This window comes from Oryzomonas rubra, assembly GCF_008369015.1.
In the GTDB taxonomy this organism is placed as follows: domain Bacteria; phylum Desulfobacterota; class Desulfuromonadia; order Geobacterales; family Pseudopelobacteraceae; genus Oryzomonas; species Oryzomonas japonica.
In genome coordinates this window covers 157600-173813 of sequence record NZ_SRSD01000001.1, presented here as the reverse complement: position 1 = coordinate 173813, position 16214 = coordinate 157600, and the positions used below count along the sequence as shown (strand labels likewise).

The 16214-nt window shown below is 58.8% G+C and carries 13 protein-coding genes; 6 read left to right on the top strand and 7 right to left on the bottom strand.

Annotated features, from left to right (window positions below):
• Positions 1-90: 90 nt before the first annotated feature.
• From ET418_RS00790 to ET418_RS00770, 5 genes are all read left to right on the top strand, one after another.
• Positions 91-1656 carry a bifunctional aminoglycoside phosphotransferase/ATP-binding protein gene (locus tag ET418_RS00790; RefSeq protein WP_149305672.1) on the top strand — a complete coding sequence of 522 codons (1566 nt, stop codon included), beginning with the start codon at positions 91-93 and terminating at the stop codon, positions 1654-1656.
• Positions 1653-1913 (top strand): hypothetical protein, encoded by a 261-nt coding sequence (locus tag ET418_RS00785; RefSeq protein ID WP_149305671.1) that lies wholly within the window; start codon positions 1653-1655, stop codon positions 1911-1913. The genes ET418_RS00790 and ET418_RS00785 overlap by 4 nt, the downstream gene beginning before the upstream one ends.
• Positions 1910-5158: a SpoIIE family protein phosphatase gene (locus ET418_RS00780; protein WP_149305670.1), complete on the top strand. Its 3249-nt coding sequence runs from the start codon at positions 1910-1912 to the stop codon at positions 5156-5158. The genes ET418_RS00785 and ET418_RS00780 overlap by 4 nt, the downstream gene beginning before the upstream one ends.
• Positions 5159-5221: 63 nt before the next feature.
• Positions 5222-5557: an STAS domain-containing protein gene (locus tag ET418_RS00775; protein WP_149305669.1), complete on the top strand. Its 336-nt coding sequence runs from the start codon at positions 5222-5224 to the stop codon at positions 5555-5557.
• A 48-nt stretch (positions 5558-5605) separates the two neighbouring features.
• A complete protein-coding gene (locus tag ET418_RS00770) occupies positions 5606-6034 on the top strand; it encodes an ATP-binding protein (RefSeq protein ID WP_149305668.1) in 429 nt (142 codons plus the stop codon).
• Here the strand turns inward: ET418_RS00770 and ET418_RS00765 are convergent.
• The 5 genes from ET418_RS00765 to ppk1 all read right to left on the bottom strand — a co-directional run bounded on the left by ET418_RS00765 (position 6031) and on the right by ppk1 (position 12647).
• Positions 6031-6537 carry a HyaD/HybD family hydrogenase maturation endopeptidase gene (locus tag ET418_RS00765; protein ID WP_149305667.1) on the bottom strand — a complete coding sequence of 169 codons (507 nt, stop codon included), beginning with the start codon at positions 6535-6537 and terminating at the stop codon, positions 6031-6033. The two genes, ET418_RS00770 and ET418_RS00765, sit on opposite strands and share 4 nt — an antisense overlap.
• Positions 6538-6783: 246 nt before the next feature.
• The gene (gene cybH / locus ET418_RS00760; protein WP_149305666.1) at positions 6784-7449 is read right to left on the bottom strand and encodes a Ni/Fe-hydrogenase, b-type cytochrome subunit; all 666 of its coding nucleotides are present in this window, start codon (positions 7447-7449) and stop codon (positions 6784-6786) included.
• Between the two features lie 12 nt (positions 7450-7461).
• Entirely contained in the window at positions 7462-9159 is a 1698-nt protein-coding gene (locus ET418_RS00755) for a nickel-dependent hydrogenase large subunit (RefSeq protein WP_149305665.1), read from the bottom strand.
• Between the two features lie 3 nt (positions 9160-9162).
• Positions 9163-10302, bottom strand: coding sequence for a hydrogenase small subunit (locus ET418_RS00750; protein WP_218043347.1), 1140 nt, complete (start codon positions 10300-10302; stop codon positions 9163-9165).
• A gap of 182 nt (positions 10303-10484) precedes the next feature.
• Complete coding sequence (gene ppk1 / locus ET418_RS00745) at positions 10485-12647, bottom strand: polyphosphate kinase 1 (protein ID WP_149306056.1); 2163 nt, start codon at positions 12645-12647, stop codon at positions 10485-10487.
• A 203-nt stretch (positions 12648-12850) separates the two neighbouring features.
• On the opposite strand from ppk1, the gene ET418_RS00740 reads away from it, so the two are divergent.
• Positions 12851-14854 carry an ATP-dependent helicase gene (locus tag ET418_RS00740; RefSeq protein ID WP_149305664.1) on the top strand — a complete coding sequence of 668 codons (2004 nt, stop codon included), beginning with the start codon at positions 12851-12853 and terminating at the stop codon, positions 14852-14854.
• Between the two features lie 149 nt (positions 14855-15003).
• On the opposite strand, the gene ET418_RS00735 is transcribed toward ET418_RS00740, so the two are convergent.
• Both ET418_RS00735 and ET418_RS00730 read right to left on the bottom strand, forming a co-directional pair.
• Complete coding sequence (locus ET418_RS00735) at positions 15004-15432, bottom strand: macro domain-containing protein (protein WP_149305663.1); 429 nt, start codon at positions 15430-15432, stop codon at positions 15004-15006.
• A 56-nt stretch (positions 15433-15488) separates the two neighbouring features.
• Entirely contained in the window at positions 15489-16082 is a 594-nt protein-coding gene (locus tag ET418_RS00730; RefSeq protein ID WP_149305662.1) for a DUF4410 domain-containing protein, read from the bottom strand.
• Between the last annotated feature and the right edge of the window lie 132 nt (positions 16083-16214).

The window sequence follows — 16214 nt, the reverse complement described above, 5'->3', positions numbered from 1 at the left end:
CTAATCACCGTCAAATGAATATCAGACCGGCCAGTTGCTTGCGGAAGCGTTGTTTTAATGGTAGTATTCTTATCTAAGAGAGATACCCTTATGCAACGCAATATACTAAAATCATTATTAAAATCCAGCGCATACCCAGAGGCGGTCGGCGTCGTTGAGCTGATTCAGACGCACGTTTCCTGGATATTCCTGGCGGGCGACACGGCCTACAAGATCAAAAAGCCCGTTGATTTTGGGTTTCTCAATTTCTCGACCATTGATCGGCGCCGGTTTTACTGCCATGAAGAGGTACGGCTCAACAGCCGTCTCTGCCCGGATATCTACCTGGGGGTCGTCGAAGTGCGGGAGGCTCCCGGCGGAGCCGCATTTTTCGGGGACGGCCCGATCATCGATTATGCCGTCAAGATGAGGCGGCTCCCGGCAGGACGGATGCTCGACCAACTGGTGGCCCGGGGAGAGGTAACCGCCGCCGACATGCGAGCGGTGGCCAAGGTCATCGCCGACTTCCACCTCGCCGCCGCCACCTCGCCCGCCATCAGCGAATATGGCCGTCGGGAACGGATCATGGCAAATTGGCAGGAAAACTTCGCCCAGAGCGCAGCAGACAGCCCCCGGACGCCGCTCTCATCCGATGAGTTGGAGGTGATCCGGGAATGGGTATCCTCATTTGTCGAAAACCGGGCGGAGCTTTTTGAAAAGCGGATAGCCCAAGGGTTCATCCGGGAATGCGACGGAGACATCCACTTGGAGAACATCTGCCTGACCAACGGCAGAATTTACATCTTCGACTGTATCGAGTTCAACGAGCGCTTCCGCTACTGCGACACTGCCGCCGATATCGCCTTTCTCCTCATGGACCTTGACTATCACCGTCGTCACGATCTGGCAGAGGCGGTGCTCGACGAATATCTGGCCGCCTCGGGTGATGCCGGCCTCCCGGAACTGGTCGATTTCTACAAGCTGTACCGCGCCTTTGTTCGGGGCAAGGTGGAAAGTTTCCGCCAGAACGACAGCGGCATAGATCCGCAGGAGCAGGAACGCGCCGGAGCAAGGGCGGCCGGATATTTCCGGCTGGCGCGCGGTTACATCGAGCGGCAGCGCCAGAAAGCCACACTTTTCATCACCTGCGGTCTCACGGGGAGTGGCAAAAGCACACTGGCGGCACAACTGGCCTTTGAGCTCGGTATTGCAACCTACAATTCGGACAGGGTTCGCAAACAGCTGGCGGCCCTGCCGCCGGACACGGCCATACGCGTGCCGTTCGAGACCGGGCTTTACTCGGCCGCAGCCAGCGAGGCCACCTATGCCGAATTGCTGCGCCTGGCGGAAACCGAGCTCGCCATGGGACGCTCCGTCATCATCGATGCCTGTTTCATCAGCCGCAGTCGGCGCCGCCCCTTCAGCCAACTGGCCGAAAGGCTGGCAGTCCGTTGCGTCGTGTTGCACTGCGTCTGCCCGGTGACGGAACATCGCCGCCGCCTGGTCGAACGGGAAGCTGCCGGCGAGAACATCTCCGACGGACGCCTGGAGATTTTCGAATTGCAACGCGACACCTTCCAACCGCCCGATGAATCGGAAGGGCTCGTGGTAAACGTTGCCACGGCCGCTGCGCCCGAGGCCCTCACCAGCCCGATCTATGCGAGGCTAGCGCCATGACGAAGAAACTGCACCACAAGCTCCTGCGCCGACTCCAGTTCCGGGAATCATGGGTCATCTTCTTCGTGGTGGGCTTCATCATGATGAACTTTCCCTTTTTGCACATCTTCAACAAGCCGGGCACCATCTTCGGTTACCCGTTCATGTTTCTCTATTTCTATCTCGGCTGGGCTGCATCCATATTCATAATCTATCTCTTCACCCTGGCAGTCAGCAATCCGACCGCCGCTAAATCACCGGAGAACAAACAACCGTGAGCTCCGGCTTTGCCCATGCGGCAATCATATCGGCCCTCTACACCGTACTGATCTTCCTGATCGCCTGGTATGCCCACCGCCGCAAGGAGATCGGCCGGAGCATCGTCGGCAATCCCTACGTCTACTCCCTGTCCATTGCGGTCTACTGCACGTCGTGGACCTTCTACGGCAGCGTCGGCAAGGCGGCCACCACCGGCCTGGACTTCCTGATGATCTATGTCGGGCCGTCGCTTACCGCCTTTTCCTGGTTTTTCCTGCTGCGCCGCATCGTCCAGATCAGCAAGGAGAACAACATCACCTCCATCGCCGACTTCATCAGCCTGCGCTACGGCAAGTCGCTCTGGCTGGGCGCCCTGGTGACCCTGATCTCCACCTTGGGCATCATGCCCTATATCGCCCTGCAAATAAAGGCGGTTTCCACCAGTTTCTACCTGATCGGCGGATTCCGGGCCAACAGCATCCACATTCCCCACGGCGGAGGCGAATTGTCGGTGCCGACCGGCCTTTTGCTGGCCCTGATCCTGTCGATCTTCAGCATCATCTTCGGAGCTCGCAGGCTGGCATCGAGCGAGCGCCACGAGGGGCTGATCGCCGCCGTGGCCTTTGAATCGCTGGTCAAACTGGTCAGCCTGCTCGGGGTGGGCATCTTTGTCACCTATTACCTCTTTGACGGTTTCGGCGATATATTCACCCGTTTCCATGCCGCCCGGCCCGAACTGTTCGAGCGACTTTTCACCTTTGGCGGCGCCAGCAACGACCCGGGATACATCCCCTCCTTCACCATGCTCTTCATGTCCATGGCAGCCATCATGCTCCTGCCGCGCCAATTCCATGTCATGGTGATCGAAAACTCGGACGAAAGTCATATCACCAAGGCCATGTGGCTCTTTCCCACCTACCTTTTCCTGATCAACCTGTTCGTCATGCCGATTGCCCTGGGCGGCATCCTGACCACCGGCAACAGCACCGGGGCCGATTTTTTCGTCATCAACGTCCCACTCTTGAGCGGACACGGCACCATCGCCCTGCTGGCCTTTCTGGGAGGGGTGTCGGCCGCCGCCGGGATGGTGATGGTTGAATCGGTCGCCATATCCACCATGCTGCTCAACAACATCTTCATGCCGGTCATCGTCCGCTTCACCCCCCAACCCTGGTTCCCTTATCTGCTGATTAACCTGAAACGGCTCGGCATCTTCCTGGTGATCTTCCTGGGATATTTCTACTACCGGATCGTGGGCGACTCCTACATGCTGGTCAATATGGGGCTGATCTCCTTCTCGGCCGCCTGCCAGTTCCTGCCGGCCATGCTGGGGGGCCTCTATTGGAGGCGCGGCAACAAAACCGGCGCCATAACCGGCATCCTGTTCGGTTTTTTGACCTGGGGCTATACTCTGCTGCTCCCTTCGTTCAGCAAATCCGGCTGGCTCGGGATGGAACTACTCACAAAAGGTCCTTTCGGCATCGGACTCCTCAAGCCGACCGAACTGTTCGGCCTCAGCAACATGGACCTGTGGAGCCACTCCCTGTTCTGGAGCATGTTATTCAATGTGGGCGCGTATATCTTCTGTTCGATCCTGTTGCGCCAGGACGAGCCGGAGCGCGAGCAGGTCCGGCGCTTCATCGGCAGCTACGAGCAGGAGCGCGCCTACCATCCGGCAGAGACCAAGCGTCTTTCCAAGCCGGTTACCATCGGCCAGTTCGTCAATCTGATGGCCAAGTTCATCGGAGAGGCGGATGCGCACCATGCCATCAGCAGCCACTTGGGCGACCGGGAGATGGATGCGGACGGCAATGTTCCCGAGTTCGAACTTCCCAACCTGAAACGGTTCACCGAGAAAACCCTGGCCGGGTCGGTCGGCGCGGCCGCAGCCGGGGCCATTGTGGACAGCTTCCTTTCCGACATGGGGTCACGCATGGAATCGGTCTACGACATCTTCAGCTCCGTGCGCACCTCCCTCGACCAGAGCCGCGAAGCTCTCTACGTCCGCCTGAAGGCGTCCGAGATCATCAATCGTACCCTTGACCTCCAGATCATCATGGACGACCTGCTCAACCTGCTGCTGAAGGAATTCAAGCTGGATGTGGCCCTCATCCAACTGCGCAACGGCAACGGCACCCTGACGGTCAAGAGCTATCAGGGGAGCAACCGGCGCCCCATGGCCCCGCAGCACTGGTTCATGGAGAGCGCTCCCTACTGGGATATGGCGCTTCTGGACCGCAAGCCGCACTTCGTCAACGACACCAGCCAGATCGGGGGAACCGTCAACCTGGAGCAGACTATTGGGGAGGGAATCGTTTCCTGCGCCTATCTCCCCATCTTCCGCGAGGGCGAACCATCCCTGGGGGTCTTATCGGTTTTTTCCAAATCGATCACCGGCATTTTCACCGAAGAGTTTATCGGCCTGTTGTGCAGCCTGGCGGGCCAACTGGCCCAGGCGGTCACCATTGTCCGCGAGATGGAGGCCAAGGAGCGGGAGCGGAATGAGAAGGAACTGGCGCTCCTGAAAAACGCGCGGGTCACGCGGGACATGGAGATCGCCCAACAGATCCAGATATCCCTCCTGCCCGACGCCGCCCCAGAGACGTTCGGGATCGACATGGCGGGTCGCTGCATCTCGGCCGCCCATGTGGGGGGCGATTATTACGATTTTTTCAAGCGCGACGATCACACCATCGACCTCTTGATCGCCGACGTTTCCGGGCACAGCGTCGGCGCGGCCCTGATCATGGCCGAGGTACGCACCCTGTTGCGTGCCCAGGTCAATTCTGCCCACAGTGCCAGCGCCATCCTGCAAATCCTCAACAGCCAGCTTTACGACGATCTGACCCGCTCCGAATTATTCATCACCATGTTCTACGCCAAGTACAACTCCGCCACCGGCCGCCTTTCCTTCGCCAATGCCGGCCACAACCGCCCCATGATCAGCCGTGACGGCGAGTATTCATGTGTCGAGTTGGACGCGGAAGGCTTGATCCTCGGCGTCAAGACCTCGGTGATATTCGAGGAGCGCAGTTTCGAGCTTAAGGCGGGGGATGTACTGCTTTTCTATACGGACGGCCTGACCGAGGCGCGCAACGAACGTGACGAACTGTTCGGGACCGGGCGGGTATGCTCTCTCCTGGGCACGCTGCGGCACCTGCCGGCCAGGGAGATTATCGATGCGTTCTACGCGGCGGTCAGGGACTTCACCGCTTCGGAAACATTTCAGGATGATATTTCCCTGGTCGTGCTCAAGATTCTGTAAATTCACCCCACCGTTCCCCGGCCTCGGCGGCCTGAGGGGGACACAGAATGAAAGGAGTTACCCATGCAGTTGAAAATCGAAGAGAACGGAGCCGTCAGGGTCATCTACGTAAAGGAGGAGCGCCTTGACGCCCACAACTCCGACGAGCTCAAGGCCGAACTGAACCGGCTGTTCGATAGCGGGACCAAAGACCTGTTGATCGACCTCAAGGAGGTGCGTTTCATCGATAGTTCCGGGTTGGGGGTTTTGGTATCCGGATTCAAGAATGCATCAGCGCGCCAGGGGAGCCTCAAGCTTTCCGCGCTCCAGAGCCAGGTCAAGTCGATGTTCGAACTGACCCGCCTGCACCGGGTATTCGACATATTCCCGACGGTGGACGATGCGCTGGAGAGCTACTGACCGAGCCGTCATTCACGTACCTGCAGCTTTCTCACACGCGAGGTTGTCATGAAGAACACCGTCGACATAGAGATCGTTGTTCCCAACCAGACCCGTTACCTGAGCATGATCGGCAAAATCGGCGAGAATGTGGTGCGGGAGTTGGACCGTTTCAAAGGGGACCGGGAGGCCTTGGCGCACCACCTCAACGTGGTGCTGACCGAGGCCATGGTAAACGCCATCAAACACGCCAATGCCGCCGACCCCAGCAAGGAGATCCTGATACGCATCAGCGTTTCCGACCGGGAAATCTGCATTAAGGTCTATGACAGCGGGCAGGGTTTCGACCTCACGAGCGTACCCGATCCCAGCTTTGAAGCGGACCAGCTCGGCGAAAAGGGGCGCGGCATCTTCATCATCCGCTCTTTGATGGATTCCGTGGAGTACAAAAAGGCGGACGGAGGTAATGTCCTGGAGATGAAAAAGTCCCTTGGCTAAGAAGGACGCACCTCAACACCCCATTTATTCAATTCCGTCAGCACGTTACCAATCATTTTTTCAAGTTGTGCAGTAATGTTTATGGAGAGTTCTGCCCCCATCTCGATACTGGCCGGCTGAATCCCGACCAGCACCATCTCACGGGGAGCATGCCCCAACAACTCCGCCACGGCAAGAAGGTCCTTGAGCCCCATCTGGTGGGGAGAAACCTTGGTTTGCAGAGCAATCGGCAGCTCCTTGCCCGACAGCCGCACCAGTGTTCCCGGCGTGCCCCCCGTTTCAACAGCATCCACCACCAAGAGCCGCCCGATCCCTTCCAGTTTGGGCAGGAGATCCAGCCCCAGGGTGCCGCCGTCCATGATCTCCACATGGGGCGGGAAGCGGCAGCGCTTCTGAAGTTCCTGGACCACCCGCACGCCAACCCCGTCGTCGCTCATCACCAGATTGCCGATGCCGAGCACCAGGATGTCTGGGGCTTGGGCTTGACCGTCATGCAAAATCATGCACCCCTCCGCTGCGGAAAATGGACGCGCCCCCTGTGGCCCGGCTGAACCTAAAATATCCCCAGAATCCGTGACGCCGGAATACCGTAGCGGCCGGAAGAGCCGGAGCCCGCACGCCGCCCGTGCCGCACCAAGCCACTCACCACGCCGGGCCGCCGCCGGACGGTCGGCCATCTGCATCCCAGCAGAGGCAGAGGCATTCCGGACAAGCGGAGGCATGGAAGCGTCACGGATTCTGGGGATACACTAATCCTCTTTTTTCACCGTGAACTTGTAACCGCAGAACATGCTGGAAATCTCGCTGCCATGCTCCTTGATGTCCATCAACCAGGCGCTATAGATATGGTTGATGACGAAACCGACGATCAGCCACATGCCGAAATGATGGGTGAGCCGCATCCCCTGGTCGCTGAACAGGGCATACATGAAACCGAGCGCCCGGTGCATCGGAGAGGTGGGGGCGTGTTCGGCATACAACGCAAAGCCGGTCAGGATCATGGTGGAGTAGATGCAGAACAGGGCGATATAGGCGGTGGTCGCCAGAGGATTGTGTCCAACGGTCTCGGGCACATCCTTGTCGATCAGCAGGTAGTACCGCAGCATCCTGAGCAATTTATGACGCCCCCTGGCGGTGGCGAGTGGAAAAAATTCTTTCCAGCCCGAGTACTTGTTGCCGATGAACGACCAGATCACCCGGGAGATCACGCTGACGGCAAACAGGTAGGCAGCGGTAAAATGGATGAAACGAATCCAGCCCATCGTAAAATCGGATGCCGAACGGCCGAACGAGAAGGGGGTGCCGATGAAGAAGCCGGTCACCGACAGCACGACAATGCAGATAACGTTGATCCAGTGACACCAGCGCACCGGCAATTCCCAGATGTAATTCTTGAATTTGCACTGTTCACTCATACCCCCCCCTTTCTAGGAAACGGTCACTCTGATCACTTCGTTTCCGGCGGCATCCACCACATGAACGGCGCAGGCCAGGCACGGGTCAAAGGAGTGGACGGTGCGCAGGATCTCCAGCGGTTTGGCGGGATCGGCCACCGGTGTTCCGATCAGGGCCGCCTCGTAGGGGCCGCGCTGCCCCTTGGCATCCCGGGGGGATGCGTTCCAGGTGGAGGGGACAACCGCCTGGTAGTTGAGGATTTTCTGGTCCTTGATCTTGATCCAATGCCCCAGGGCGCCGCGCGGCGCCTCGTGCCAACCGTAGCCGCTGGCCTCGGCGGGCCATTCGCTGGGGTCCCACTTCTCGTTGGCGTGGATGCGGTAATCACCCTTGGCAATATTGGCGATCAGCTCGTCCAGCCATTTCGGAGTCTGGCGGGCGACCAGCAGGCAATCGATGCCACGGGCGCCGGTCCTCCCCAGAGTGGAAAAGAGCGCCTCGGGGCCAACCCCCAACTTGTTCAGCACCATGTCCACCGCTGCCTTGGCCTCCTTGTGGCCGGAGGCATACGCTACCAGCACCCGGGCCAGGGGGCCTACCTCCATGACCTTTTCGTCATAACGTGGGGCCTTGACCCAGGAGTACTTTTTGTCCGTATCCAGGTATTCGTAGGGGGGCTTGGGGCCGCTGTAGCGCGCCTCGGATTCTCCGTCCCAGGGATGGAGCCCCTTTTCCGGGCCGTTCTTGTACTCGAACCAGGAGTGGTCCACATACTCGGCCACCTTCTTCTGGTCCACCGGCAGCACCTTGGAGATGTCCTTGCCCAGGATGGCGCCCTGGGGCAGCCACTGGTTGCCGGCCGCATCGGGGAATTCGCCGTAGCTGAGAAAATTGCCCACCCCGCCGCCGATAGCGGCCCAATCCTTGTAGAAAGAGGCAACCGCCAAAAGATCCGGGATATAGACCTTTTCCACAAAATCCTGCGCCTTCTTCAGCAGGCGTTTGATCTCCATCAGTTTATCGGCGTTGAGGGCGTTCTGGGAGTCGGGATCGATGGGAATCGACATCCCGCCCACCAGAAAGGTCTGGGGGTGGGGGTTCTTGCTCCCCAGGATGGCGTGAATCCTGATAACGTCCTTCTGCCACTCCAGTGCTTCAAGATAGTGGGCCGTCGCCATCAGGTTCGCCTCGGGGGGAAGTTTGTAGGCCGGATGCCCCCAATAGGCGTTGGCAAAAGGACCGAGTCGGCCCGAGGCCACGAAGGATTTGAGCTTGTCCTGTACCGACTTGAAGTAGGTCGGGGAGTTGTTGGGCCAGTCGGAAAGGGAGGCGGCCAGGGCAGAAGTCCCGGCCGGGTCGGCCTTGAGGGCCGAAGTCACGTCCACCCAGTCCAGGGCGTGGAGATGATAAAAATGAATGACGTGGTCCTGCACGTTCTGGATGCCGATGATGATGTTCCTGATCAACTGGGCGTTGGGCGGGATTTTGATCTTGAGCGCATCCTCCACGGCCCGGATGGAGGCGATGGAATGCACGGTAGTGCAGACGCCGCAGAAACGTTGGGTCCAGAACCAGGCATCCCGCGGGTCGCGCCCCTTGAGGATCTTCTCGATGCCGCGGAACATGGTGCTGGAACTCCAGGCATCGGTGATCCTGCCGTCAGTGATCTCGGCCTCGATGCGCAGATGTCCTTCAATCCTGGTAATCGGGTCAACCACTATCTTGGCCATTGCCTATCCCTCCCTGTTTTCGTCGCTGGGTTCTTTATCTCTCCTTATGGCGTTCAGCGCGCCGTGGACGGCAAAGGCCGTTGCAGCGCCAGCCGCCAACCCGATGCCGATCTTGTCGGCGGTATGTTCGATGCCGAAACCGGGCACGTTGGGCAGACGTTTGTACAGGGGGCCCATGGTGTCCCAGAAGGCCGGTTCCGAGCACCCGGCGCAGCCGTGACCGCTGCCCACCGGCCAACTGGTTTTGTCGTTGTAGCGCTGGGTGGGACAATTGTGGAACGTGGCCGGCCCCTTGCACCCCATCCGGTAGAGGCAGAACCCCTTGCGGTGGCCGTCGTCTCCCCACTGCTCCACGTACTGGCCGGCATCGAAATGGGGGCGGCGCTCGCAGTTGTCGTGGATGCGTTTCCCATAGGCGAACAGCGGCCGGCCGTGGCCGTCCAAGGCCGGGATCTTGCCGAATACCAGATAGTGGACCACGGTGGCGGTCAGGTTGTCGGCATTGACCGGACAGCCGGGCAGGTTGATGACCGTTGCACCGGGGACCGCCTCCTTGACGCCGACGGCCCCGGTGGGGTTGGGCACGGCAGCCGGGATACCGCCAAAGGATGCGCAGGTACCCACCGCGATGGTTGCCAGGGCACCGCCGCAGACCTGGCGTGCCCGGTCAAGGTGCGACTTGCCGCCCACGCAGCCGTAGACACCGCCGTCCCTCATGGGGATCGATCCCTCGACGACGCAGAGGTACTTGCCCCTGTAGTCGGTAATGGTTTTTTCCAGGGCGGCTTCCGCCTGGTGCCCGGCGGCGGCCATGATGGTCTCATGATAGTCGACGGAAAGGATATCGAGGACGATCTCACCCACGGTCGGGTTGGCGGAACGCAGCAACGCCTCCGTATCCCCGGCGCAATCCTGAAACTCCAGCCAGACCAGTGGCGGGCGCTTGACCTCGTCCAGGGCTTGGGCGACCTTGGGGGCGAAGGTGACCGGCAGGGCCATGGCCGCCGTCATGGCGGAACAAAATTTCAGAAAATCCCGTCGGGAAACCCCCCGTTCCCTGAGTATTTCGCCTACAGAGTACTCACGCATGGCGCAATTACGTTTTAACAAACCGTTTTCAGTGCCGTCATATTGATTATTCATTCACAACCCCCTTTTTGGCTGGAGTGACCTAACCTCAATCATTATGGGCATATATTAAACATATTTATTGCCATTCAGTATAATATAAAATTGTTCTATTGCAATATTTTTTGTCGGCCCTCCTGGGATACCGCAAAAAAAAGGCTGCCGAAGCAGCCGTTACACAGGGGTAATTTGAAAAATCAGGTTTTGGGTTTGGTCTTTTTCTTTTGTTTGAGCGATTCCCTGAGACGCTTGGAGGCCCGCTCGATCATCAGGTGGTGACTGCCCAGGTGGGGCGATTCCGCAGTAGGCATGCGCTGGGTGTAACTACCATCCGGGTGCATGTCCCAGACCGAGCGTTGGTCGGAGAGATGAATATCGAAGATGGCCCGCAACTCCTTGGTCAGCTCCGGTGACTCGACCGGGCAGAGAACCTCTACACGCGCTTCCAGATTGCGTTTCATGGCGTCTGCCGAAGCGATGAAAAAGTCATCCGCGCCGCCGTTTCTGAAATAGTAGAGACGCGAGTGTTCCAGGAAGCGCCCGACGACGCTCATAACCCTAATATTCTCCGAAAGCCCGGGAATGCCGGGGCGCAGCCGGCAGGTATCGCGCACCACCAGGTCGATCTTCACCCCGGCCTGGGACGCCCGGTAGAGCGCCTTGACGATGTCGCCATCTTCGAGGGCGTTCATCTTGAACTGGATCAGCCCGCTCCCTTTTTGGCGGTGCGACTCGATCTCCCGTTCAATCCCTACCAGGAGCGCTTTTTTGAGCATACGGGGCGCCGGTACGATCTTCTGGTAGTTACGTTTCGCCATGAAACCGGTGGTCAGGTAGTTGAACAACTCCGTCACGTCCTGGCCGATCGTCTGATCGCAGGTCAACAGTCCCAGGTCGCTGTAGATGCGCGCTGTCTCGGCATGGTAGTTTCCGGTGCCGATGTGTACATACCGCCGCAACCCGTTATAGTCCTGACGCACCACCATAATCACCTTGCAATGGGTCTTAAGGCCAACGACGCCGTAGGTCACATGGATACCAGCCTCTTCCATCCGTTCCGCCAGGCGGATATTGGCCGCCTCGTCGAAGCGGGCCTTGAGTTCCACCACCACTGCCACCTGCTTGCCGTTCTGGGCGGCCAGCACCAGGGAATCGATGATACGCCCCTGGATGGAGGTGCGGTAGAGGGTCATCTTGATGCCGCGTACCTTGGGGTCAATGGCCGCTTCCCGCAGGAAGCGCTCCACCGATGTGGAGAACGACTCGTAGGGGTGTTGCAGCAGAATGGAGCCGCAGTCGCGAATGATATGGAAGATATTGCGCGTCGCCTGCAACTGGGGGTGTTCGATGGGGTAATGGGGCTGGTCGTGCAGCCGGGCATAATCGAGGCCGGCAAGTTCGAACAGGTCGCGCAGGGCCAGAAGACCGGGCACTTCGAAGACGTCGTTTTCTTCGTCCAACTCCAACTCGGCCGCCAGGCGACCGCGATGAACAGGGTCCATGCCGGTGCCGATCTCCAGACGCACAATCGGGGCGAACTTCCGCTCCTTCAACTCGGACTCGATCATGGCCATCAGATCGTCGGCCTCTTCCTCATCCCGTTCGGTATTGGCATTGCGGGTCACGCGGAAGATTTCACAGCTTACGATACTCATGCCGGGAAAGAGCATATCCAGGTTGTTCATCATCACGTCTTCCAGACAGACGAAATGGTCCCCCTTCCCCACCCGTATAAAACGGGGCGTTCCCAAGCCGACCGGTACCTTGACCCGCGCCAGGGACACCTCCCGCGCCCTCGGGTAGCGCAGGGTCACCAGCAGGTTGAGGGACAGGTTGGAAATGAACGGGAATGGGTGGGCCGGGTCGATGGACTGGGGGGTCAGCAGGGGAAAGATGTTGGTATAGTAGTGCTCCCGCAATGTCTTCTTTTCCTTGGCGGTAAGCTCGTTGTAGGATTCTACGGCGATGCCTTTTTCCTCCAGCAGGGAGCAGAGCTGGCGGAAAAGCTGATCCTTGCGGGCCTCAAGACTGCGAATGACAAGGTGGCATTCCTGAACCTGCTGGCGGGGCGTGCGGCCATCCAGGGTCAGCTCCCGCATGCCGGCGCCGATCTGCTGCTTGAGGCCACCGATGCGCTTCATGAAAAATTCGTCCAGATTTGAACTGACAATGGCGATGAACTTCAGACGCTCGAGCAGGGGCGTCCGGCTGTCCTCGGCTTCGTGCAGTACCCGCTGGTTGAACTCCAGCCACGTCAGCTCCCGGTTGAGATACCATTCGCTGTCGTTCAGGTCGAACTCGGGCGCAGCCGGAGTTTCCTCAACGGCCACAGGAGGCTTCTGTTTCGTTCCCTTGGCCATGGGGGCCTTTGCCGGTGTTTTGTCCACCTTGCCTCGCTTGGTCTTATTCTGGGATTGCTTCTTGGTAGGGGGGGATGCTGTCACCGTGGTCTCCAGGTGCGAATTTGTTCTACCTGATAGATGTTACATTATTATGGCATTGTAGCAACAAGCATGGAACAGATTTGCGTCCACAGCGCTGTTTGTGGTACACCTTATCACCTATGAAACGACTCAACACTCCGCAACAACAGGCGGTCAACCACACCGAAGGCGCCCTGCTGCTTCTTGCCGGGGCCGGTTCCGGAAAGACCCAGGTCATCACAACCCGCATCGTTCACCTGCTCAAGGACAAGCGCATCTCCGCCGACAACATCCTGGCGGTGACCTTCACCAACAAGGCCGCCCGGGAGATGAAGGAGCGCGTCGGCACCATGGCCGGCAGAATGGCGGACGGGATCATCATCTCAACCTTCCACTCCCTGGGGGTACGCATCCTGCGCCGCGACATCCGGGCGCTGGGCTTCAAGCCCAACTTTTCGATCTACTCCTCGTCGGACCAGGCCGGCGTGCTGCGACAGGCCATGCGGGAGCGGGACATCGACCCGAAGCAATGCGACCCGGACCTGATGCTCTGGAAGATCTCCGGCCTCAAAAACCGCCTCATCAGCCCTGCCGAATTCAAACCGGCCCACGACGACAAGCTCGAGTTGGCCACGGCCGCGGTGTACCCTCGCTACCAGGAACTACTCAAGGGATTCAACGCCATCGATTTCGACGATATCATCATGCTCTCGGTCAGGCTGCTGCAATCCAACACAGCTATCCTGGGGCATTGGCAGGAGCGTTTCCGCTACATCATGGTGGATGAATATCAGGACACCAACGCCTCCCAGTACCTGCTGATCTCGCTTCTGGCCCAGAAACACGGCAACATCTGCGTGGTGGGGGACGACGACCAGTCCATCTACGGCTGGCGCGGGGCCGAGGTGCAGAACATCCTCAATTTCGGAGACGACTATCCCGGCTGCCGGGTGATCAAACTGGAGCAGAACTACCGTTCCACCAGCTCGATCCTGGATGCGGCCAACAGCGTCATCAGGAACAACCCGATCCGTACCGACAAGGCGCTCTGGACGGCCGGCGGCCAGGGGCGCGGGATCGACCTGATCGTTGCGGCCGACGAAGAGGAAGAGGCCGCCAGGGTAGCTGATAGTATGATGCTGGAACAGTTTCGCGGCAAACTCCCGTGGTCGGATTTTGCCGTACTCTACCGCTCCAACGCCCAGAGCCGGGCCTTTGAGGAAAAATTGCGCCTGGAGCGCATCCCCTACATCGTGGTGGGGGGACAACAGTTCTACGAGCGCAAGGAGGTCAAAGACGCCGTGGCCTACCTGCGGGTCATCGACAATCCGGGCGACGAGGCATCCCTGCTGCGCATCATCAACTTCCCCCGCCGGGGCATCGGCGACAACACCCTGCTGCATCTCAACCAGTGGTCACTGGCGCATAACGTCCCACTGTTCGAGGCCCTGGGCAGGGTGGCGGAGATCGCCGACATCTCGGAGTCGTCGAAAAAAGCGGTAGGGGCCTTCCACCGGATGATGACGGAGGTTATTGCCGGTTTCGGCCGCACCGACCTGGGCGCCCAGGTCAATGCCCTTTTCAACCGTCTGCGCATCGAGGACGAATTGTACCGTACCCTGAACGACGCTTCCCAGGCCCGCAAGCGGATCGAGAATATCGAACAGGTGGTCAACTCCCTGGCCATATTCGAGGCCCAAACCCCCAGGGCCACCCTGTCGGCGTTTCTCGAGAGGATCTCGCTGATGGACGAGGAAAAATCGGAGGACGACAAGGAGCACGGCCATAACGCCGTCACGCTCATGTCGCTGCACTCCAGCAAAGGGCTGGAATTCAACCATGTTTACCTGGTGGGATTGGAGGAGGAATTGCTCCCCCACAAGCGTTCCATTGAGGAGGACCCGTCCTGTGCCGAGGAGCGGCGGCTGTGCTACGTGGGCATCACCCGCGCCCGCCAACACCTGACCATCTCCCGCTGCAGAACCCGCAGGAAGTACGGCACCATCGAAGAGCGCAAACCGAGCCGCTTCCTGGCCGAGATACCGGAACACCTGCTGATCGACGCGTCAACCAACGGTGAGGCCAAGGATGGGGAAACGGTGGATATGGCGGCGGCATTTTTTGCCCAGATGCTGGGGGAGTGACCTGGTACTCTCACCCGCTCACAGATGCACGGAGAACACCCAAAAAACTAACCACCCCCACCCTTTCCTGAATCAGGAGGGGACGGGGGTGGTTGATACCAAATTTTGTGGTTCCTCTGTCCCTCCGTGGGCTCTGTGAGAGATGGCCGTTATTCCGCCGTGATCACCAGAAAACGATCATCGAAATAACGCTCCAGCAGCGGACGCACATCATGCCACGATAGCCCCCCTCCACCGCAACCGGGCCGCGGTACCACGATCATCTTCCAACCAGCCGTATCGGCAAGCGTGGCCAATTCACGGGCAGACTGTTCGATCAACACTAGGTCGGGAACGGCATAGGGCGACTGTTCCACCGGGAAACTCACCAGATTGCTGCCCAGGTGATGCACATGGTTGCCGTCCTCTGCGATGCAGGCGCCAAGCCTTCCGGGAAACCAGGGGAAGAGCCGCGCAGCCTGGGCAGCCACCCCTCGTCCCATGACAGCCTTGCCGTTTTTCGCCACCTCCCCGTTGGTAGTAATGGCAACAATGGCAGTTTTTTGATAATCCCAGATATTGCCATGGATCTCACGCATCGGAATTTACCTCGAAAAAAACCCGCGACTGGTGACAGCGCGGGCTTTAGTAACGGTCAGTAGAGTTTGTGGATGAAGTTGGCGATTTCCTCACCCTCGTCCGTTGCCTGGATCGGCATGACCCCCCTGATGCGGCCTAATCCCCCCCCTTCACCGCCGGAGCGGGTATCACTGAAGGTGGCCAGTTCCTTGCCGGTTTTGGCATCAATCAGACGACCGGAAACCGAAATATTGGTCTTGCCGCTCTCAGGGGCCATCCATCCTAGGAAAAACTTTGCCGCACCAATGCCGCCGTTGAACTTGGTAAATTTGCCCTCCACGATTATGGCCTTGCCCTTTGGCGTGCCGTTGGCAAGCACGTTTTTGAACTTCCCTTCCTTTATAAGGTACTTGACCAGGCTTTCCTTCAGGTTTTTTACAAGGGTCGGCTTGATTTCCTCGACGATCTTCTTTTCCTCGTCGTCAAGATTAGCCAATTCAGCCCCCTCGGTGGAAAAGGCCTTGACGACTATCGTATCGTAGGCGGACAGACGCTCGCTGGTAAAAATAGATTCCTTGCCCAAAACATCGGGACTGGGCAGCGTATCCCTGGCAAACACCGTGAATGCGCCGCACAGCAAAAAAACGACAAGCAAAGAAACTTTTTTCATAATCCCCCCCCATTTAATTGTTACAATTGACTATAGCAACACGGTTGTCATTGTCAACCACAAAGTTGCATTATTTCGAATAGTTACGAATTCACAATCCCCAACTTCCGTCCAGACGCACAAAAGGTGCCC

Excerpts from the sequence above, each read along its gene's own strand:
- ET418_RS00790 (WP_149305672.1), top strand. The coding sequence starts at position 91 with ATGCAACGCAATATACTAAAATCATTATTAAAATCCAGCGCATACCCA.
- ET418_RS00785 (WP_149305671.1), top strand. The coding sequence starts at position 1,653 with ATGACGAAGAAACTGCACCACAAGCTCCTGCGCCGACTCCAGTTCCGG.
- ET418_RS00775 (WP_149305669.1), top strand. The coding sequence starts at position 5,222 with ATGCAGTTGAAAATCGAAGAGAACGGAGCCGTCAGGGTCATCTACGTA.
- ET418_RS00770 (WP_149305668.1), top strand. The coding sequence starts at position 5,606 with ATGAAGAACACCGTCGACATAGAGATCGTTGTTCCCAACCAGACCCGT.
- ET418_RS00765 (WP_149305667.1), bottom strand. The coding sequence starts at position 6,537 with ATGATTTTGCATGACGGTCAAGCCCAAGCCCCAGACATCCTGGTGCTC.
- cybH (WP_149305666.1), bottom strand. The coding sequence starts at position 7,449 with ATGAGTGAACAGTGCAAATTCAAGAATTACATCTGGGAATTGCCGGTG.
- ET418_RS00755 (WP_149305665.1), bottom strand. The coding sequence starts at position 9,159 with ATGGCCAAGATAGTGGTTGACCCGATTACCAGGATTGAAGGACATCTG.
- ET418_RS00750 (WP_218043347.1), bottom strand. The coding sequence starts at position 10,302 with ATGAATAATCAATATGACGGCACTGAAAACGGTTTGTTAAAACGTAAT.
- ppk1 (WP_149306056.1), bottom strand. The coding sequence starts at position 12,647 with ATGGCCAAGGGAACGAAACAGAAGCCTCCTGTGGCCGTTGAGGAAACT.
- ET418_RS00740 (WP_149305664.1), top strand. The coding sequence starts at position 12,851 with ATGAAACGACTCAACACTCCGCAACAACAGGCGGTCAACCACACCGAA.
- ET418_RS00735 (WP_149305663.1), bottom strand. The coding sequence starts at position 15,432 with ATGCGTGAGATCCATGGCAATATCTGGGATTATCAAAAAACTGCCATT.
- ET418_RS00730 (WP_149305662.1), bottom strand. The coding sequence starts at position 16,082 with ATGAAAAAAGTTTCTTTGCTTGTCGTTTTTTTGCTGTGCGGCGCATTC.